Here is a 17,908-nt window from a genome sequence, read left to right on the forward strand (position 1 = left end):
GCGCCCAGTGGACGTCCGAGCTTGCAGGCCCACGCCGCGGTGCTCACCGCCCCGGACCGCGCACCCGCCTCGACCACCAGCACCGCCGCCGACAGGGCCGCGACCAGACGATTGCGCGCCAGGAACCGGTGCCGGGCGGCCGTCGTCCCGGGCGTGTACTCCGACACGATCAGCCCGCTCTCGGCGATCGCAGCCAGCAGCCGCGAATGTGCGGCCGGATAGTCCCGGTCGATGCCACACGCCATCACGGCCATCGTCGCGCCGTCACACGCGAGCGCCGCACGATGAGCGGCGACGTCGACACCGTAGGCCGCACCCGAGACGATGCCCCACCCACGGGACACCAACTGCTCGGTCAGGGTGCCGGTGACGTGGGTGCCGTAGTCCGACGCCGCGCGGGACCCCACCACGGAGATGGATTGCTCGGCGAAGTCGTCCAGTCGCCGAGGACCGCGTACCCACAGCGCCAACGGCATTCCCCCGGCGGATGCCGTGTCCGCCTGATCCAATGCGAGCAGAGAGAATCCCGGCCACTCGTCGTCGTCCGGGGTCACCAGCCGCGCCCCCACGGCGTCGGCGGCCGCCAACGCCTGCTCCGGGTGGACGGCCGCCGCCCGTGATGCGGTCGGCTTGAGCACCGCCCGGTGTGCCGTGGGAACCATTCGGGTGCGGATGGCCTCGGCCGCCGCCTCGGCCCCGACGTCGGCCACCAGTGCACCCACCGCGCGACACGGCGGCTCGGCCACCGCCACCAGATAGGCCCACGCGGCACGTTCGGAATCATTGCGCGTCATCGATGGATTCCTCGGTCACGGTAGTGAAGGGCCTGTGCCACTTCGCTTTCTGCGGGCACGGTCTGCCCGGACAGGTCGGCGAGTGTCCAGGCGACCCGCAACGCGCGGTCGGCACCACGTGCGGTGAGCCGGCCGTCGCGCATCGCCAGTTCGAGGGGCCGCGTCGCCGCCGGCGGGAGACGGAACTCGCGTCGCAGCAGTGGTCCCGGAACCTCGGTGTTGGTGCGAAAGCCACGCCCACTCCACCGCTGGGCCGCCGCTTCCCGGGCGGCCGCGACGCGCGCCCGGATGTCGGCACTCGACTCCCCGGTGTCGGTGGTCAGCGCCGCATTTCCCGGGGGATCCATACGCACCCGGATGTCGACCCGATCCATCAACGGTCCGGACAACTTGCCCAGGTAGCGACGCCGCGTCACCGAACTGCAGACGCACTCGACATCACGGACCGGGGCACACGGACAGGGGTTGGCGGCCAGCACCAGCTGGAATCGCGCCGGATACACCGCGACCCCGTCGCGGCGGGTCACCCGCACCTCGCCCTCCTCGAGCGGTTGACGGAGCGAATCGAGGACCTTGGTGCCCATCTCCGCACACTCGTCGAGGAACAGCACTCCCCGATGCGCCAGCGAGACGACACCCGGGCGGGCCATGCCGGTTCCACCGCCGAGCATCGCTGTGAGCGAGATGCTGTGATGGGGGTCGATGAACGGTGGTTCGACGACCAGCGGCGACCCGGGCGACAAAGCGCCCGCGATGGAATGAATCGCGGTGACCTGCAGGGACTCGTCGGTCGACAGTGGCGGCAGAATCCCCGGCAGCCGGCGCGCCAGCATCGTCTTGCCGATCCCGGGCGGACCGGTCATCAGGACGTGATGCCCTCCGGCGGCGGCGATCTCGAGAGCGTGCCGGGCCTGCGCCTGACCCGCCACATCGGCCATGTCCGCCGGTATCCGCGACGGCGATTGCCGCGTCGTCGAGTCGTCGACGGTGTCGAGCACATGGTTGCCGGCGAGCCATCGCACGACCTCGGCGAGGTTGTGCGCGCCACCCACCTCGATGCCCGAGACCAGGGTCGCCTCGGCGATGTTGGCCATCGGCACCACCACCGCGGCCATGCCCGCCGCGCGCGCCTCGATGACCGCGGGCAGCACGCCCCGCACCGGCCGGAGGCTGCCGTCGAGCGCGAGTTCACCCACCAGCACGGTGCGGCCGAGCCTGGCCGTCGGCGCCCGTTTGATCGCGGCGAGCACCGCGACCGCCATCGCGAGGTCGTAGGTGGAACCCCGTTTGGGCATCTCGGCCGGCGACAGGCTGATCGTCACCTTCATGTCGGGGAACGAGAATCCCGAGTTGTTGATCGCCGAACGGATGCGTTCCTTGGCCTCGCGCAGCGACGAATCCACGCTGCCGGAGATCGTCACGCCGGGCAGGCCGTGCCCGACATTGGCCTGCACCTCGACCGGAGATGCCTCGAAGGCGTTGAGTCCCACCGAGTTCGTGCATCCGAGCATCCGTGAGGACTCCTCATCCTCACGGCGCGATTCGTCCTCACTCCACGATGTTGACATGGTGCCGCACCCGCGCGCCGTCGGCCGACATCGGATGTGCCGGGTCGAGTTGAATGGAGATGATGTCGAATCGGATCTGCTCCCAGTGCCGATCCTGCTGCGTCAGCCACATGCGCGTCAGCCGTCGCATCCGCATCAGTTTGTCGCGGGTCACCGCCGCCACGGGATCGTTGAAGATCCGCGACGCGCGGGTCTTGACCTCGACGACCACCAGTCGGCGTCCGTCGGCGGCGATCAGGTCGAGTTCGCCATACCTGTTGCGCCAGTTGCGATCCAGAATGCTCCAGCCGAGACCCCTGACGTAGTCGGCCGCGAGGTCTTCACCCAAGCTCCCCACCCCGGCCCGGCGATTGGGCCGGCGGTTGGGCCCGGGTCCCACCGATTGTGCTGTCATGTCCGACAGCATCACTCACCACGCCGAGCAGACCGCCCAGATGTCTGCCGGGACGCCCGATACCTGTGGACGACGGCGCTTCTGGGGATCACCGCTGGGATGAGACCCGTGGTTCAGCCGGGGCAGGTGCACCTCCGGCGGACCATCAGACGGTGAAAGCGATACCCCTACACCGACTTTCGTCGCTATCGAGGCGATGTCAGATCACGGTTCGTCGGGCAGCCGCAGTTCGGACTTCTCCAGTTCCTCGATGTTGACGTCCTTGAAGGTCAGCACCCGGACCTGCTTGACGAAACGAGCCGGGCGGTACATGTCCCACACCCACGCATCGCTCATCCGCAGCTCGAAATAGATCTCACCCTCGGGGTTACGCGGCACGACCTCCACCGAGTTGGCGAGATAGAAGCGGCGCTCGGTCTCGACGACGTACGTGAACTGACCGACGATGTCCTTGTACTCGCGGTACAGGGACAACTCCATCTCGGTTTCGTACTTCTCGAGATCCTCAGCACTCATCCTGTAAGCCTATCGCGCGACGTGTCGGCGGATGCGGCAGGAATGTCACGGCTGCGGGCGGCGACGTTGCGATACGACATCCGATGCTGGGACGAGGGTCCGAGTTCGTCCAGGCAGCTCATGTGCAGTGCCGTGCTGTAGCCCTTGTGGATCGAGAAGGCGTACCCCGGCAGTTCGGAGTCCAACGCCACCATGATGCGGTCGCGCGTCACCTTCGCCAGGATGCTGGCCGCGGCGATGCAGGCGGCGGCGCCGTCACCGCCGATCACCGGCAGCGACGGGGCGGTCAGTCCGGGAACCGCGAACCCGTCGGACAGGACGTAGCCCGGAGTCACATCCAGACCGGCCACGGCGCGACGCATTCCCTCGATGTTCGCGACGTGGATGCCGATCCGATCGATCTCGGCGGCGTCGATGATCACCACCGACCAGGCGTCGGCGTATCGCGTCACCGAGCGATAGAGCTTCTCGCGCGTTGACTCGGTGAGTTTCTTGGAGTCGTCGAGTTCGGCCAACGACACGAGCTGGGTGGGTCGCAACACGCACGCGGCCACCACCAGCGGCCCGGCGCACGCGCCGCGCCCGGCCTCGTCGACTCCGGCGACCGGGCCGAGACCACTGCGATGCAGGGCGAACTCGAAGGTGCGCAGGCCCGCCGCGCGGCGGATCGGCAGACGGGGTGGCCAGCGACTCATCGTGGATCTGCTATCGACTCGCGGTCACTGCTGTGGGATCACTGCTGGGGGTTGACGGAGTCCACCCCACCCATCCGGGAGAACGGGAAGATGATGAACTGCGTCTTGCCGCGGATGTCGTCGACGGGGACGGTGCCGTCGCTGGTCTCGGTGATGTGGTAGCGCGAATCCGAGGAACGGGTTCGGTTGTCGCCCATCACGAACACGCTGTTCTCGGGCACCACGATCGGGCCGAAGTCCTTGCCGAGGCAACTGTTGAGCTTGCCGTCCTCGCCGATGGCGGTCGGGGTCGCGGTGCCGTCGGCGAGGTTCTGCTCCTGCAAGGCCATGTCGACGTACGGCTCTTTGAGAACCTTGCCGTTGACCTTCACACCGACGCCGTCGGCGTTGTGGCATTCGATGGTCTGACCGCCGGTGGCGATGATGCGTTTGACGTAGTCATTCTCGTCGGGCGGCGCGAATCCGAACCACGAGAGGCCGTCCTGCAGTCCACGGATCACCGTATTCGAGGATCGGGGTGACACCCATCCGTCCTCGCCCCACGACTCGGGGACCCTGAACACCACGACGTCGCCGGGCGCGGGATCACCGAAGGTATAGGACAGTTTGTCGACGAAGATCCGGTCGTTCGAGCAACCGGTGCAGCCGATCAGTGTCGGCTCCATCGACTCGGACGGAATGACGTATTGCCGACCGATGAAGGTCTGCAGAATCCAGCTGATCAGCAGGACGCAGGCGACGATGATGATCGTCTCCCGCAGCAGGGAGCCCTTCTTCTCCGGCTTGTCGCTCTTGGTGCGCCAGGGGCGGGACGCGGAGTCGGCGTCGACGGAATCGTCGTCGCGCGGGACCCGGTCCTCGCCGGCCTCATCGCCTCGGCGGTCAGTGTCAGCCACGTCGCCAGGGTAGACGCGTCAGCGCTTTTCCTTGATCTTGGCGGCCTTACCGCGCAGATCGCGCAGGTAGTAGAGCTTGGCGCGACGCACATCACCGCGGGTCAGAACGTCGATCTTGGCGATGTTGGGGCTGTGCACCGGGAAGGTACGCTCCACGCCGACGCCGAAGGAGACCTTGCGGACGGTGAAGGTCTCGCGGACGCCACCACCCTGGCGACGGATCACGACGCCCTTGAAGACCTGGACGCGCTCCTTGCTGCCCTCGATGACCTTGACGTGCACGTCGAGGGTGTCGCCGGGTCCGAATGCGGGGATGTCGTCGCGCAGGGACTGCTGGTCGAGGATGTCCAGGGTGTTCATGATGGTTGGTCCTTAGGGTGCTAGCTGCGAACAGAGGAACCTGGCGGCCCTCCCCCACCCGGATCACCCGGGTCGGTGTATGGGTTCGGCCGGTTCGTGCTCCGAGTCATGTGCGCGCCTGCTCGCGACCCCGACCGGGGGCCGTCGTCAGGCAACCCGACTATTGTGCCAGACCGACCCGCGTCCGACGAAATCGCGATCTGACCAGAGGTGACGTCGTCACGTCCGGGTGGGGTCGATGATGATCGAGGTCACCCCGGCCGTCGCCAGGACGGCCCGCGCCGCCGCCGACGGCGTCGACGGTGAGGCCACCGCGATCGGCTCGTATCCGCGGGCGCGGAGGTGGTCGATCACCGCGATCTCCGGTGCCCGCCCGTCACCGGCCAGCTCGTCGGTGGTGCGGACCCGCATCCCGACGCGCAGATAGGGCACCGGATCGCTGGTCCCGACGACCCTCGCGCGTCCCTGGGCCCGATCGTGCCCGATGCCGACGGCCACCTGAACCCAGCCCCCGGCCCGACCGTCGAGGTCGGCGGCCAGAGTCCGGGCGTAGCGCACGAGATCCTCGTGCTCAGCACGGGTGAGCTCGGGCGGTTCGTCGTCGTCGGTACCCGGCTCCCGCCGGTTTCTCCCGGCAGCGGCCGTGGCGCCCACCGCACCCACACCCACCGCACCCACACCCATGGCCCCGAGCCCAGCCATCGGCATCATCCCGCTCGTCGCGGCGGCGGTATGTTGCGGATCGTCGGTGGTCGCGCCGGTGGTCGCGTCGGCTCCGTGTGCCGCGGCCTCGTCCGCGTAGTCGTCGCCGGCAGCCGTCATCGCCGCTCGTCCGGCACTGGCCGCCCGGACGGCCGGCGTGTCGTCGCCGACCGCGGAGCCGATCATCCCGAGTAGCCGATCGCGATCGGCGATCGTCGCCACGACCGCCATCTTCTGCCGCGTCATGGTGGTGAGGTCGGCGAAGGCGGCCAGGGTCGTTGCCGAGACGGCGAGCCCGCCGGCGGTCCGGGTCGCGTCGCCGGCGAGCAGGGCGGCGGTGTCGAGGGCTGCCTGGTCGAAGGCGCCCGAACCGATCCGGTGATCGCGGTGGACGGTCTCAACGGTGTTCGCAACCGCACCCAGTCGCGCCGCGAGCCCGGCGAGTCGCTGCGCGAGCTCACCGATGGCGATGACGTCGGTGGCCGGCCACCGATCGGGTGCGAGTTCCTCGGCGATGCGCCGCAGGCTTTCCGGCCCGCTCATGCGGTCCGGTCCACGCTTCGTCGCACGCCACGGGCGGCGGTGTCCTCGGCGGCCTCGACGCCGAGGACGCCGTGGGCGATCTGTGCGGCGTGGGTGGTCAGGGCATCGGCGATCCGGCCGAGGGCATCGTGCAGCGCGGTGACACCGGGGACGAAGGCGGCGGCGAACGCGGTCGCACCGACATCGTGTCCGAGCGCTTCGGTGAGTTCGTCGATGATGCGACCGAGGTCCGCCCCGACGGCGGTGACCTCGTCGGCGAGTTCGGTCACCTCGCCGACGAGCGTGTGGCCCGCCTCCGGGTCGACCGCGACGCCCTCGGACCCGCTCATGTGCGGTCTCCGGCGGACACGTCGGTGTATCCGGGCGCCGTTCCGGCCACCGCCGCGAGGAGGTGTGCACGCCGGCTGCGCAGCTGCTCGTCGGCCGCGGCGACCAGGTCGGTGATGAGCCCGGACAACACGGGCGCACGGTGGCGGCGCAGGGCCGCCGGTGCGATGTGCAGATCGACGAGCAGGCCACGCGCGTCGACGGTGACCTCGATCAGCCGGTCCGTGCTGACCGCGCGGGCGGTCAGCGTCGCGAGTTGTTCGGCGGCGCGGGCGAGGTCGGTGCGCTGGCGGTCCAATGTCTCGAGCATCGCCGACCAGTGGGAGTCACGCGGCCCGCCCGGATCACGCGTGTCGTGTGCATCGGACCGCTCATCCACCGTCGTTCCCCCTAGTACCCACGTGTGAGGTCGTCAGTACCCGCGTGAGGTCGTCGGACGCGGGTCGAACGAGCGTAGCCCGAACACAGTGCTCCCACCGCGAATGCATCCACAGTGGCGACCCGTCGGTGCGGGGACGGGTCGTTCGCCGCGTCAGTCGCCGCGTCAGTCGCCGCCGTCAGTCGCCGCCGTCAGTCGCCGCCGCCCGGTTCGGTGAGGAGGTCGGGGCGACGCTCGCGCGTACGCTGCAACGACTGCTCGTGGCGGAACTGCGCGACCTTGGCGTGATCGCCGGAGAGCAACACCGGCGGCACGGGCAGCCCCCGCCACGTCTCCGGGCGGGTATAGCTCGGTCCCTCCAGAAGTCCGTCGGAGAACGAATCCTCTTGGTGGGAACGAGGATTGCCGAGGACCCCGGGGATCAACCGCACGGCGGCCTCGATCATCGCGATCGCCGCCACCTCACCCCCGATGAGGACGAAATCACCGAGTGAGACCTCCTCGACGCGCACCCGCCGCGCGGCGTCGTCGAAGACCCGCTGGTCGATGCCCTCGTACCGGCCGCATGCGAACACGAGGTGCTCTTCCGCGCTCCAGCGAACGGCCGTGGCCTGCGTGAAGGGCACCCCGGCCGGTGTGGGAACGATGAGCAACGCCTCGTCCGGGCACACCTCGTCCAGTGCGGGACCCCAGACGTCGGGTTTCATCACCATGCCCGGACCGCCGCCGTACGGGGAATCGTCGACGCTGCGGTGCACGTCGTGGGTCCAGGACCGCAGGTCGTGTATCCCGACCTCGATGACGCCACGGTCGATTGCCTTGCCCAGCAAGGCCACTCGCACCGGCTCGAGGTACTCGGGAAAGATGGTGACGACGTCGACACGCATGTGGGGATCGGTCACGATGCGCCGTCAGGAGTGCCCGTGTCCGCATCGGCGTCGTCGAGTAGACCGATCGGCGGGTCGACGACGACACCGTCGCGCCCGACCACCGGGACGATCTCGCGTACGAACGGGATGAGGATCTCCCGTCCGTCCGGGGCACGCACCGCCAGCACGTCGTTGGCGGGCAGATGCAGCACCGAGGACAGCACACCGACCACCACTCCCTCGAGGGTCGTCACCGGCAGACCCTCGAGTTCATGGTCGTAGAAGGCGTCGGGATCGTCACCGGAATCGACCTGCGAACTGTCGATGAGGAACAACGTCCCCCGCAGTTCGTCGGCGTCGGCCCGCGTGCCGACCTCGGCCAGCGACAGCAACAGCCGCCCGGAATGTTCCCGGGCGGCTGTCACAGTGAAATCCCGTTCGCCGCCACCTCGTGGCAGACGACCGACCAGAGTCGCGCCCGTCGCGAACCGTTGTTCCGGTTCATCGGTACGGACGTCGACGACGACCTCGCCGCGAATGCCGTGCGACTTGATCACACGGCCCACCACGAGCTCCATGGATGTGACGCTCAGCGGTCGGTGTCGACGATGTCGACACGCATGCCGCGGCCGCCGATACCGCTCACGAGGGTGCGCAGTGCGGTGGCGGTGCGGCCGTTGCGGCCGATCACCTTGCCGAGGTCCTCCGGATTCACGTGCACCTCGACGAGGCGCCCACGACGACCGGTGATCAGTTCGACGCGCACGTCATCGGGGTTGGAGACGATCCCGCGAACGAGATGCTCGACGGCGTCGGCGACGACAGCGCTCACGCCTGGGCCTTGTCACCCTCGGCGGCCGCCTCATCGGTGGCGGCCTCGTCTGCGGATGCGGCCGGGGCGTCGTCCTTCTTGGCGGCCTTCTTCTTCGGGGTGGTGGCCTCGGTGACCGGCTCGCTGTCCGCGGCGGCCAGGGCCGCGTTGAACAGGTCCAGCTTGGAGGGCTTCTCGGCGGCGGTCTTCAGGGTTCCCTCGGCGCCGGGCAGGCCCTTGAACTTCTGCCAGTCGCCGGTGACCTTGAGGATCGCGGCGACGGGCTCGGTCGGCTGGGCGCCCACGCCGAGCCAGTACTGCGCGCGCTCGGAGTCGACCTCGATGAGGCTCGGCTCTTCCTTGGGGTGGTACTTGCCGATGGTCTCGATCACCCGGCCGTTGCGGCGGGTGCGGGAATCGGCGACGACGATGCGGTACTGCGGGTTGCGGATCTTGCCGAGCCGTGTGAGCTTGATCTTGACAGCCATGTTCTTCTTCTTTCGTTGGCCACTGCGCAATTCAGCGACCCCGCCGGAATGCGAGGCCCGGTTTTGCGATCGGGTGTGACCGTCGGCCGGTACGTGACCGTGTCCGACGAACCAGCGTTCGATTCTGCCAGAGAGGCGCCCACCGGCCCAAATCACGGCCGATCGACCAGCGCGCATCGCCGCCTCCGATCGACCCGGTACGCTCGTCCGGGCGGTCGGGGGTGACCACCGGGGGCGAGTGCGGCGACCTGACGCCGGGCCGACACCCTCTCACACATCAGCAGTCGACCCACGGCAGCGGTCGACCCACACCAGCAGTCGACACAGTCAGCGAGGAGAGCACCGCACCCCATGCTCAACGCCCTGGCCTACGCCCTCGTCGATGCGGTCAACGTGTTGTTGATCGGCGTCCTGGTCGCGCTCGCGATGATGACCGCACGCGGCCGGTATCGCTCCATCACCATTCTGCTGCTCATCGGCAACTGGCTGGGCGTCATCGGCCTGGCCCTGATCGTCCTGCTCGCCTTCGACGGGTTGGGCACCATCGTCGAGCGGGTCGTCGACTCTCCGGCATTCGGCGCGCTGTTGATCCTCACCGGTGTCGTCACCGCGTTGTGGACGCTGCGCCAGGGCGACGACGGGCCACCCCCGATCGTCGACCGCATCCTCACGCCGGTGCGTACGGCGTCGCCGTTGACCGTGCTGGCCGGTGTGGGTCTCGGCGTGGTGCAGTCGGCCACCTCGGTGCCGTTCTACGCCGGGCTCGCGGTGCTGTCGTCGAGCGGTCTACCGACCGGCGAGCGCTACACCGCGCTGCTGGCCTACGCGACGGTCGCCCTCAGCATCCCGGTGCTGGCCGCGATGGCGCTCGGACTGGTCCGGGTCCGGCCGCGATCGTGGGCCGGACGGCTGTTCGTCACTGCTCGGCGACACCACACACTCGTCGCCCGCGGTGCCGCCTACCTGGTCTCGGCACTGTTGATCGCGATCGGCATCCTGCGACTGCTCTGACGGGTGATCCGAACCCGGAAACGGGATCGGGCATGTGGCTGTCCACCCCGCGAAGGACACCCACATGCCCGCACCTCACCCCGGTGAACATCCCGCCGATCGCACCGCGATGCGGGCGACGAGAAGACTTGTGAACTGATCACGAAGTGGTCAACCTCGCGATGTGACTGTGACCCTACCGAACAGTAAGGATATCGACCAACGGTCAATGGGTGATTTGGCTCACAAAATCGGCCCGTGAGGTGTATAGCGCGGAATAACCCGACCCCTCACTCGACGGCCTCCCGCTCGGCGACCAGCATGCTGTCGCGATCGCGGCGGCGTGATCAGAGGTGCGTGCCCGCGCAGACGATGGCCGCCGGATGACGCAGGATGTTTAGGTTCTCCACCGGGTTCTCCTGAAACACCAGGAAGTCGGCGCGGTCACCGTCGTCGAGAATTCCGGCACCGAGCCAGCGCCGCGGTTCGGTGGTGGCGGCGGCGAGAGCTCCCCGGGCGCCGAGACCGACGCCGGCGAGCCGTTCGACCTCGTCGACGATGCGTCCGTGTTCGACGAATCCACCCGCGTCGGTGCCCGCGAAGATCGTCACTCCGGCTTCGCGTGCCGCGGCGAAGGTGTCCTCGGCGTGCGCGTACAGCTTGCGCATCGTCGCCGCATAGGTAGGGAACCTGTCAGCGCCGGAGGCGATCTGGAGGAAGTTGTCGACCTGGATCAGTGTGGGCACCAAGGCGATCGAGCGCTCGACGAGTGCATCGATGTGCTCGGAGGTCAGGCCGGTACCGTGCTCGATGCAGTCGACGCCGGCGTCGATGAGGTCGCCGAGCGCGTCGGTGCCGAAGACATGCGCGGTGATGCGGGCACCGTTGTCGTGCGCCGCGGTCACCGCCGCGTCGAGCTGGCGCCGGGTCCACAGGGGCGCGAGATCCCCGACCTCCCGGTCGATCCAGTCCCCGACGATCTTCACCCATCCGTCGCCGGCCTTCGCCTGCCGCGCCACCTCGTCGGCCAGTTCGTCCGGATCGTCGAGATCGACACCGTAGTCACGCAGATACCGCTTCGGCCGGGCGATGTGCTTGCCGGAACGGATGAATCGCGGCCCCGCCGGATCGTCGTCGAGTGGGTGGGTGTCCAGCGGGGATCCGACCTCGCGGATCAGCAGGGTGCCGGCGAGGGCGTCCTGACGGGCGAAGTCGCGGGCCTGCTCGATGGTCACACCGAGTCCGGGTGCGATCCCGACATGGTTGTGCGCGTCGACGAGTCCCGGCACGATCCAGCCGTCGGCGACGACGGTGTCGGCCGCGGCCACCGGCTCAGAGGTGATCGTGCCGTCGACCACCCAGAATTCGAGTGGCTCGTCGGTCAGCGGATCCCGACCCCGGTAGTGCTGTGCGGGTGCGGTACCGGATCCACCGCCGACGGTCATCGGCTCACTTCTTCTTCGGCTGCTGGAACTGCGAGACGTCGATGCCCTCGAGGCCCGGCGGGAGTTGATCGAGTCCGGCCGGCATGTTGGACAGGTCCGGGAAGCCGCCGGGCATGCCCGGGAAGCCGCCGCGTACCTTCGGCGGGGTCGGTCCGCGTCCGCGGCTCTTGCCCTTCTTGCCTTTGCCCTTCTTACGGTTGGTCTTTCGGCCCGGGCCCATCATCCGGCCGGACATCTGGGCCATCATCTTGCGGGCCTCGAAGAACCGGTCGACGAGTTGGTTGACCTCGCTGACCGTCACACCCGAACCGTTGGCGATGCGCAGTCGGCGGGAGGCGTTGATGATCTTCGGATTCTCCCGCTCGGCGGGGGTCATGCCACGGATGATCGCCTGCACCCGGTCGAGTTGCTTGTCGTCGACCTGGCTGAGGGCGTCCTTCATCTGGTTGGCGCCGGGCAGCATGCCGAGGATGTTGCCGATCGGCCCCATCTTCCGGATCATCTGCATCTGCTCGAGGAAGTCCTCGAGGGTCAGCTCCCCCTGGGTGATCTTGGCCGCGGCCTCCTCGGCCTGCTGGGCATCCCAGTGCTGTTCGGCCTGTTCGATCAGGGAGAGCACATCGCCCATGCCGAGGATGCGACTGGCCATCCGGTCGGGGTGGAAGACGTCGAAGTCCTCGAGTTTCTCACCCGAGGAGGCGAACATGATCGGTCGGCCGGTCACCTCACGCACCGACAGCGCCGCACCGCCGCGGGCGTCGCCGTCGAGTTTGGTGAGCACCACGCCGGTGAATCCGACACCGTCGGCGAACGCCTCGGCCGTGGAGACCGCGTCCTGACCGATCATGGCGTCGACGACGAAGAGCACCTCGTCGGGCTGGGTGGCGTCGCGGATGTCGGACGCCTGCTTCATCAGTTCGGTGTCGATGCCGAGCCGGCCCGCGGTGTCGATGATGACGACATCGTGGTGGCGTGCACGCGCCTCGTCCACACCGGCCTTGGCCACCGACACCGGGTCACCGGCGGTGACACCCAATGCGTTCACCCCGGTTGGCGACGACTCGCCGGTGATCGAGGTACCCGGATGCGGCGCGAAGACCGGCACGCCGGCACGCTCGCCGACGATCTGCAGCTGGGACACCGCACCCGGGCGTTGCAGGTCACATGCCACCAGCAACGGGGTGTGCCCCTGCTTGATCAGCCACGCACCGAGCTTTCCGGCCAGGGTCGTCTTACCGGCACCTTGCAGACCGGCCAGCATGATGACGGTCGGCGGGGTCTTCGCGAACTGCACCCGCCGGGTCTCGCCGCCGAGGATCGCGACGAGTTCCTCGTTGACGATCTTGACGACCTGCTGGGCCGGGTTGAGCGCACCGGACACCTCCGCGCCCTTGGCACGTTCCTTGATCCGAGCGATGAAGGCACGGACCACGGGCAGCGAGACGTCGGCCTCGAGCAGTGCGAGCCGGATTTCACGACAGGTGCGGTCGATGTCGGCGTCGGAGAGGCGGCCCTTGCCACGCAGGTCCTTCAGCGCACCGGTCAACCGATCGGAGAGGGAGTCGAACATTCCCCCATCTTTCCATGACCGCGCTCGAGGTGACCGCTCGACCACGTCGCCCCGCCCGTGTCGGGGCTCGGGTGAGGCCGAGCGGTCAGCTGATGGGAACCCCGGATCGCGACGACCCGGCGGTCGGCGGGGCCGCGTCGTCGTCGTCCGAACTCGGCCGGATGACCGGACACACCGCCAGAACCGCCTCCTCCAACGCGGCGCGCGTCTCGTCGGTGTCGGTGGGCAGCGTCAGGCAGAACGTGTCGACGACGGTGTTGCCGAGGGTGGCGACCTTGGCCCAGCGCACGGTGACGCCCGACGCCTCGATCACGGAGCTGACCCGGCTGAGCAGTCCCAGACGGTCGTCGGTGCGCAGTTCCATCAGCACCTCGCCCGCGTTGCCGACCTCGGCCCAGAGCACTCGTGAGGGCGCCACCGCGAACAGCGCGGGCACCGCGTTGACGGCGGCCACCGTCGGCATGTCGTCGTCGGTCTCGGTGGTGGCCGCACCCGGCGAGCCGGCGACGGTCCCGATCGTCGGTGTCGGGGATTCGCGCTCCCGTTTGTCGAGCCGGTCGAGCACCTTGATCTTGCCCTCGACCGCCGCGATCAGCTGCTGACGCAACAGACCTGCCTCCGGCGGATCACCGAACGCCGGCACCACCACGAAAGCGTTGACCGCGCGACCGGCGTGGCTCTGCACGGTCGCCGAATGCGACCGAAGTCCGTTGAGCGCCAGCACACCCGCCATCTTCGACAGCAGACCGGGCCGATCGGGGGCCACCATGATCACCGAGAAGGTATGTGGCCCTTCGGTCGGCGAGACCTTCACGGCATACTCTCCGCTCTCGGCGACCGCGATCATCTCGTCGGTGAGCGGCTCCGGCGTGGGCAGTTCGTCACCGTCGAGCAGTCGGGTGGCCCGCCGCACCAGGTCACCGATGAGGGAGGCCTTCCAGTCCCCCCACACGCCCGGGCCGGTGGCCAGCGAGTCCGCCTCGGCCAGCGCGGCGAGCAACTCGAGCAGCACCCGGCTGCGGCCGAGTTTGTCGACCACCTCCTGCGCGGTCGCCGGGTCGTCGAGATCCCGCCTGGTCGCGACGGTCGGCAGGAGCAGGTGATACCGCACCATCTCCGACAGGATCGTCACGTCCTGCGGCCACAATCCGATCCGCGTGCCGACCTGAATGGCGAGGTCGGCGCCGACGATGCTGTGGTCGGCGCCGCGGCCCTTGCCGAGATCGTGGACCAGTGCGCCGAGCAGCAGCAGATCGGGCCGGGTGACACGTGTGGTCATCCGGCTCGCGTTGACCGCGGTCTCCACCAGGTGGCGATCCACCGTCCAGGTGTGCACGGCGTCGCGCGGCGGGAGGTCACGGACCGCACCCCATTCGGGGAGCAGACGCCCCCACAGTCCGGTGCGATCCAGGGCCTCGATGGGCGCCACCATGTGCGGGCCCGAGCCGAGCAGGACCAGTAGGTCGCTGAGGGCCTCGGCGGGCCAGGGTTCGCGCAGTTCCGGGGCGTAGTCGGCCAGCCGCGACAGTGTCGAGGCGCTGATCGGCAGTCCGGTGCGCGCCGACGAGGCCGCCACCCGCAGGATCAGACCCGGGTCCTTGCTCGGAAGTGCATTGCGCGCCAACACGATCTCGCCATTGTGCTCGACGACCCCCTCGTCGAGCGGTCGGCGGATCGGTGACCGCCGCAACTTGGCCAGGCCGCGTCGGGGCAGCGCGTTACCGGCGGTACGCAGCCCCACATCGGTGGAGTAGCTGATGGTGCGTGCGGCGTCGCTGATGACGCGCGCGAGATCGAAACGGTCGCCGATGAGTAACGCGGCGCCGATCTCGTCGGCGTCCTGGGCGCGGACCTGCTCCCGGGGCCGCCCGGCGATCCGATGCAATTCGGTACGGATGTCCAGGAGTCGCTGATAGGCCACCTGGGGGCCGGCGCCCGGCGAGTCGGGCCGCAGGTTGGCCATGCCGTCGGTGAGCTGGGCGATCGACAGTGCGCCCAACAGCTGCACGTCTCGCAGGCCGCCACGGCCGTTCTTGAGATCGGGTTCGGCGCGGTGGGCGATGTCGCCGCTGCGGCGCCAACGATCCCGCGCGTGTTCGACGACCGCACCGAATCGGGTACGGATCTCCGATCGCCACTGTTGGCGCACACCACCGATCAGCAGCGCCGAGAGGTCCTCGTCGCCGGCGATGTGTCGGGCCTCGAGCAGGCCGAGTGCCGCGGTCACGTCGTCGGAGGCGACCTGCAGGGCCTGCGGAACCGTCCGGACACTGTGATCGAGTGGGATGTTGGCGTCCCACAGCGGATACCAGAGTCCGTCGGCGACCTCGGACACCCGCTCCGGTGATTGGTCCTCGTAGAGCAGGATGAGGTCGAGGTCGGAGAACGGCAGGAGTTCGCCCCGGCCGAGTCCGCCGACGGCGACGATCGACAAGCCGCTGCCGGGCCGGATGCCGAGTTCGGCACCCTTGCTGGTCAGCCAGAACTCGTGCAGATCGACGAGCACCTGCCGGAGTCCGGCAGCGTCGAGTCGGTTGGGTCCGGTGGCCTCGGTCAGTTGCCGCCGGGTGGCCGCGAGATCTGTTGCCGCGACCGGTGTCTGGGAAGGACGCGGCCCCGCGCCCGACTCGTCGTCGGATGCGGGGCCGTGACCTGTGCTCACGAAGGGCATCGACCCTCGTTATAGGGCGTCGGAGCCACGCTCACCGGTGCGGACGCGCACGACCGACTCCACCGGCGACACCCATACCTTGCCGTCACCGATCTTGCCGGTGCGGGCGGCCTCGACGATGACGTCGACGACCTTGTCCACGGCGGCGTCGTCGACGACGACCTCCACACGCACCTTGGGAACGAAATCGACGGAATACTCGGCGCCACGGTAGACCTCGGTGTGGCCCTTCTGGCGTCCGTAACCCTGGACCTCACTGACGGTCATGCCCAGGATGCCGGCCTGCTCGAGACCTGCTTTGACGTCTTCGAGCGTGAACGGCTTCACGATCGCGGTGATCAGCTTCATGAATTATCCCTCTCCAAAGGATTCAGCTGTGATTCAGCGTAGTGGTCAACGGTGCCGGATTCACGCCAACTCATACGCTGTCTCCGCGTGTTCTGCCTCGTCGATTCCGCTCTTCTCCTCGTCGGAGGCGACACGCCAGCCGAGCGGCTTGAGAATCAGGGCGATGATGGTGGTCAGAACGCCGGTGAAGGCGAGCGCGAACAGGGCGATGACGACCTGCACGACGAGCTGCTTGTAATCGCCACCCCAGAACAGGCCGGTGTCCTGCGCCAGGAATCCGATACCGACGGTGCCCCAGAGGCCGGCGACGAGGTGAACGCCGACGACGTCGAGGGAGTCGTCGTAACCGAACTTGTTCTTCAGTCCGATGGCCAGCGCCGCGAGGATACCGGCGATCACGCCGAGGATCAGCGACCCGACCGGGGTGAGATTGCCACACGCGGGGGTGATCGCGACGAGACCGGCAACGATTCCCGAGGCCGCGCCGACGCTGGTGGCGTGCTTGTCGCGGATCAATTCCACCGCGAGCCAGCCGATGATCGCCGCAGCGGTGGCGGCGGTCGTGTTGAGCCACACCTTGCCGGCGGTCAGGTCCGCGGCGAGTTCGGAACCGACGTTGAAGCCGAACCAGCCGAACCACAGCAGAGCGGCACCGAGCATGACGAACGGGATGTTGTGCGGACGGTAGGCGGTCTTGCCGAAGCCGACGCGGGCGCCGACGATCAGCGCGAGCACCAGGCCGGCCATACCGGCGTTGATGTGAACCACGGTGCCACCGGCGAAGTCGATGGGCGCGACGTTGGCCTCACCGTCGGTGGTACCGAACATCCACGCAGCGAAGCCGTCCTCGCCGCCACCCATGATGCCGCCGCCGCCGACCAGGCCACCCCACACCATGTGCGACAGCGGGAAGTAGACGATGGTGGCCCACAGCACCGAGAACGCCAACCAGGTCGAGAACTTCACGCGCTCGGCGACCGCGCCCGAGATCAGCGCGACGGTGATCACGGCGAAGGTGAGCTGGAAGCCGAGGAAGACGACCGCCGGAATGGACAACCCTGCGGTGACGACCTTTTCGGTGTCGCCCTCCCCGATCGTGTTCATCAACTGATCGGAGCCGAACAATGCGAACGGATTCGCGAAAATGCCTGCGATGTCACTCTCCCCGGTGATGCCGTCGCTGAACGACATCGAGAAACCCCACAGAACGTAGATGACGCTGACCGTGGCGAGTGCGCCGAACGACATCATCATCATGTTCAGGACGGATTTGCCCCGAGACAAACCCCCATAGAAGAAAGCAAGACCGGGAGTCATCAGCAGCACCAGGCCGGCGGCCGTGATGACCCATGCCGTATCACCGGTGTCGAACTCTCCGAAAACGCTTTCTGGCAGTGCAGAAACCACTGTGAGAAACCTCCCTAGAGTGCGCCGACCGCTCGGCGCCTCCAAAGAGACTGTCGGCACTCGGTTTCAGCCGTGGTGCTCTGACGTTTCCGATATGTGAACCGGTGGCCGGTTTACATTTCGCGCAGGTAACAT

20 protein-coding genes are annotated in these 17,908 nt (G+C 68.2%); 1 reads left to right on the forward strand and 19 read right to left on the reverse strand.

Translation table 11 applies throughout. From position 1 onward, the window contains the following. From dprA to rpsP, 14 genes are all read right to left on the reverse strand, one after another. A partial coding sequence (gene dprA, locus ACWDPV_RS17565; protein WP_449744024.1) for a DNA-processing protein DprA occupies window positions 1-794 on the reverse strand: 794 nt, incomplete at its 3' end. Continuing rightward, complete coding sequence (locus ACWDPV_RS17570) at window positions 791-2,362, reverse strand: YifB family Mg chelatase-like AAA ATPase (RefSeq protein ID WP_449744025.1); 1,572 nt, start codon at window positions 2,360-2,362, stop codon at window positions 791-793. The genes ACWDPV_RS17570 and dprA, both read right to left, overlap by 4 nt. Further along, complete coding sequence (locus tag ACWDPV_RS17575; RefSeq protein ID WP_449744026.1) at window positions 2,343-2,756, reverse strand: YraN family protein; 414 nt, start codon at window positions 2,754-2,756, stop codon at window positions 2,343-2,345. The genes ACWDPV_RS17570 and ACWDPV_RS17575 overlap by 20 nt, the downstream gene beginning before the upstream one ends. A 204-nt stretch (window positions 2,757-2,960) precedes the next feature. Then, window positions 2,961-3,272, reverse strand: a complete 312-nt coding sequence (locus ACWDPV_RS17580; RefSeq protein ID WP_348803407.1) for a DUF2469 domain-containing protein — start codon at window positions 3,270-3,272, stop codon at window positions 2,961-2,963. Next, window positions 3,269-3,967, reverse strand: a complete 699-nt coding sequence (locus ACWDPV_RS17585) for a ribonuclease HII (protein ID WP_449744027.1) — start codon at window positions 3,965-3,967, stop codon at window positions 3,269-3,271. Before ACWDPV_RS17585 ends, ACWDPV_RS17580 begins: the two co-directional genes overlap by 4 nt. Before the next feature lie 38 nt (window positions 3,968-4,005). Continuing rightward, on the reverse strand, window positions 4,006-4,863 hold the full coding sequence (gene lepB / locus ACWDPV_RS17590) for a signal peptidase I (RefSeq protein WP_449744028.1): 858 nt from the start codon (window positions 4,861-4,863) through the stop codon (window positions 4,006-4,008). A gap of 18 nt (window positions 4,864-4,881) precedes the next feature. Continuing rightward, complete coding sequence (rplS, locus tag ACWDPV_RS17595) at window positions 4,882-5,223, reverse strand: 50S ribosomal protein L19 (protein ID WP_348803404.1); 342 nt, start codon at window positions 5,221-5,223, stop codon at window positions 4,882-4,884. Between the two features lie 219 nt (window positions 5,224-5,442). Then, the gene (locus ACWDPV_RS17600) at window positions 5,443-6,468 is read right to left on the reverse strand and encodes a hypothetical protein (protein ID WP_449744029.1); all 1,026 of its coding nucleotides are present in this window, start codon (window positions 6,466-6,468) and stop codon (window positions 5,443-5,445) included. Beyond that, window positions 6,465-6,797 (reverse strand): WXG100 family type VII secretion target, encoded by a 333-nt coding sequence (locus ACWDPV_RS17605; RefSeq protein ID WP_449744030.1) that lies wholly within the window; start codon window positions 6,795-6,797, stop codon window positions 6,465-6,467. Before ACWDPV_RS17605 ends, ACWDPV_RS17600 begins: the two co-directional genes overlap by 4 nt. After that, on the reverse strand, window positions 6,794-7,174 hold the full coding sequence (locus ACWDPV_RS17610; protein WP_449744031.1) for a YbaB/EbfC family nucleoid-associated protein: 381 nt from the start codon (window positions 7,172-7,174) through the stop codon (window positions 6,794-6,796). Before ACWDPV_RS17610 ends, ACWDPV_RS17605 begins: the two co-directional genes overlap by 4 nt. A 191-nt stretch (window positions 7,175-7,365) precedes the next feature. Next, on the reverse strand, window positions 7,366-8,061 hold the full coding sequence (trmD, locus tag ACWDPV_RS17615; protein ID WP_449744123.1) for a tRNA (guanosine(37)-N1)-methyltransferase TrmD: 696 nt from the start codon (window positions 8,059-8,061) through the stop codon (window positions 7,366-7,368). A gap of 11 nt (window positions 8,062-8,072) precedes the next feature. Then, entirely contained in the window at window positions 8,073-8,621 is a 549-nt protein-coding gene (gene rimM / locus ACWDPV_RS17620) for a ribosome maturation factor RimM (protein ID WP_449744032.1), read from the reverse strand. Window positions 8,622-8,632: 11 nt separating this feature from the next. Beyond that, window positions 8,633-8,875: an RNA-binding protein gene (locus ACWDPV_RS17625; protein WP_348803399.1), complete on the reverse strand. Its 243-nt coding sequence runs from the start codon at window positions 8,873-8,875 to the stop codon at window positions 8,633-8,635. Next, complete coding sequence (gene rpsP / locus ACWDPV_RS17630) at window positions 8,872-9,342, reverse strand: 30S ribosomal protein S16 (RefSeq protein WP_449744033.1); 471 nt, start codon at window positions 9,340-9,342, stop codon at window positions 8,872-8,874. Before rpsP ends, ACWDPV_RS17625 begins: the two co-directional genes overlap by 4 nt. A gap of 351 nt (window positions 9,343-9,693) precedes the next feature. On the opposite strand from rpsP, the gene ACWDPV_RS17635 reads away from it, so the two are divergent. Further along, window positions 9,694-10,353, forward strand: a complete 660-nt coding sequence (locus ACWDPV_RS17635) for a GAP family protein (RefSeq protein ID WP_348803396.1) — start codon at window positions 9,694-9,696, stop codon at window positions 10,351-10,353. Window positions 10,354-10,679: 326 nt separating this feature from the next. On the opposite strand, the gene ACWDPV_RS17640 is transcribed toward ACWDPV_RS17635, so the two are convergent. From ACWDPV_RS17640 to ACWDPV_RS17660, 5 genes are all read right to left on the reverse strand, one after another. Next, window positions 10,680-11,777 (reverse strand): amidohydrolase family protein, encoded by a 1,098-nt coding sequence (locus tag ACWDPV_RS17640; RefSeq protein WP_348803395.1) that lies wholly within the window; start codon window positions 11,775-11,777, stop codon window positions 10,680-10,682. Between the two features lie 4 nt (window positions 11,778-11,781). Next, the gene (gene ffh, locus ACWDPV_RS17645) at window positions 11,782-13,347 is read right to left on the reverse strand and encodes a signal recognition particle protein (protein WP_348803394.1); all 1,566 of its coding nucleotides are present in this window, start codon (window positions 13,345-13,347) and stop codon (window positions 11,782-11,784) included. A gap of 85 nt (window positions 13,348-13,432) precedes the next feature. Next, complete coding sequence (locus ACWDPV_RS17650; RefSeq protein ID WP_449744034.1) at window positions 13,433-16,018, reverse strand: [protein-PII] uridylyltransferase; 2,586 nt, start codon at window positions 16,016-16,018, stop codon at window positions 13,433-13,435. Window positions 16,019-16,027: 9 nt separating this feature from the next. Next, window positions 16,028-16,366 (reverse strand): P-II family nitrogen regulator, encoded by a 339-nt coding sequence (locus ACWDPV_RS17655; protein WP_348803391.1) that lies wholly within the window; start codon window positions 16,364-16,366, stop codon window positions 16,028-16,030. Window positions 16,367-16,426: 60 nt separating this feature from the next. Further along, window positions 16,427-17,773: an ammonium transporter gene (locus ACWDPV_RS17660; protein WP_348803390.1), complete on the reverse strand. Its 1,347-nt coding sequence runs from the start codon at window positions 17,771-17,773 to the stop codon at window positions 16,427-16,429. Between the last annotated feature and the right edge of the window lie 135 nt (window positions 17,774-17,908).

The organism is Gordonia sp. NPDC003504 (assembly GCF_053587995.1).

Excerpts from the sequence above, each read along its gene's own strand:
- ACWDPV_RS17575 (WP_449744026.1), bottom strand. The coding sequence starts at position 2,756 with ATGACAGCACAATCGGTGGGACCCGGGCCCAACCGCCGGCCCAATCGC.
- ACWDPV_RS17640 (WP_348803395.1), bottom strand. The coding sequence starts at position 11,777 with ATGACCGTCGGCGGTGGATCCGGTACCGCACCCGCACAGCACTACCGG.
- ACWDPV_RS17585 (WP_449744027.1), bottom strand. The coding sequence starts at position 3,967 with ATGAGTCGCTGGCCACCCCGTCTGCCGATCCGCCGCGCGGCGGGCCTG.
- ACWDPV_RS17600 (WP_449744029.1), bottom strand. The coding sequence starts at position 6,468 with ATGAGCGGGCCGGAAAGCCTGCGGCGCATCGCCGAGGAACTCGCACCC.
- ACWDPV_RS17580 (WP_348803407.1), bottom strand. The coding sequence starts at position 3,272 with ATGAGTGCTGAGGATCTCGAGAAGTACGAAACCGAGATGGAGTTGTCC.
- trmD (WP_449744123.1), bottom strand. The coding sequence starts at position 8,061 with ATGCGTGTCGACGTCGTCACCATCTTTCCCGAGTACCTCGAGCCGGTG.
- ACWDPV_RS17570 (WP_449744025.1), bottom strand. The coding sequence starts at position 2,362 with ATGTCAACATCGTGGAGTGAGGACGAATCGCGCCGTGAGGATGAGGAG.
- ACWDPV_RS17605 (WP_449744030.1), bottom strand. The coding sequence starts at position 6,797 with ATGAGCGGGTCCGAGGGCGTCGCGGTCGACCCGGAGGCGGGCCACACG.
- ACWDPV_RS17650 (WP_449744034.1), bottom strand. The coding sequence starts at position 16,018 with ATGCCCTTCGTGAGCACAGGTCACGGCCCCGCATCCGACGACGAGTCG.
- ACWDPV_RS17655 (WP_348803391.1), bottom strand. The coding sequence starts at position 16,366 with ATGAAGCTGATCACCGCGATCGTGAAGCCGTTCACGCTCGAAGACGTC.
- rplS (WP_348803404.1), bottom strand. The coding sequence starts at position 5,223 with ATGAACACCCTGGACATCCTCGACCAGCAGTCCCTGCGCGACGACATC.
- ACWDPV_RS17635 (WP_348803396.1), top strand. The coding sequence starts at position 9,694 with ATGCTCAACGCCCTGGCCTACGCCCTCGTCGATGCGGTCAACGTGTTG.
- rimM (WP_449744032.1), bottom strand. The coding sequence starts at position 8,621 with ATGGAGCTCGTGGTGGGCCGTGTGATCAAGTCGCACGGCATTCGCGGC.
- ffh (WP_348803394.1), bottom strand. The coding sequence starts at position 13,347 with ATGTTCGACTCCCTCTCCGATCGGTTGACCGGTGCGCTGAAGGACCTG.
- rpsP (WP_449744033.1), bottom strand. The coding sequence starts at position 9,342 with ATGGCTGTCAAGATCAAGCTCACACGGCTCGGCAAGATCCGCAACCCG.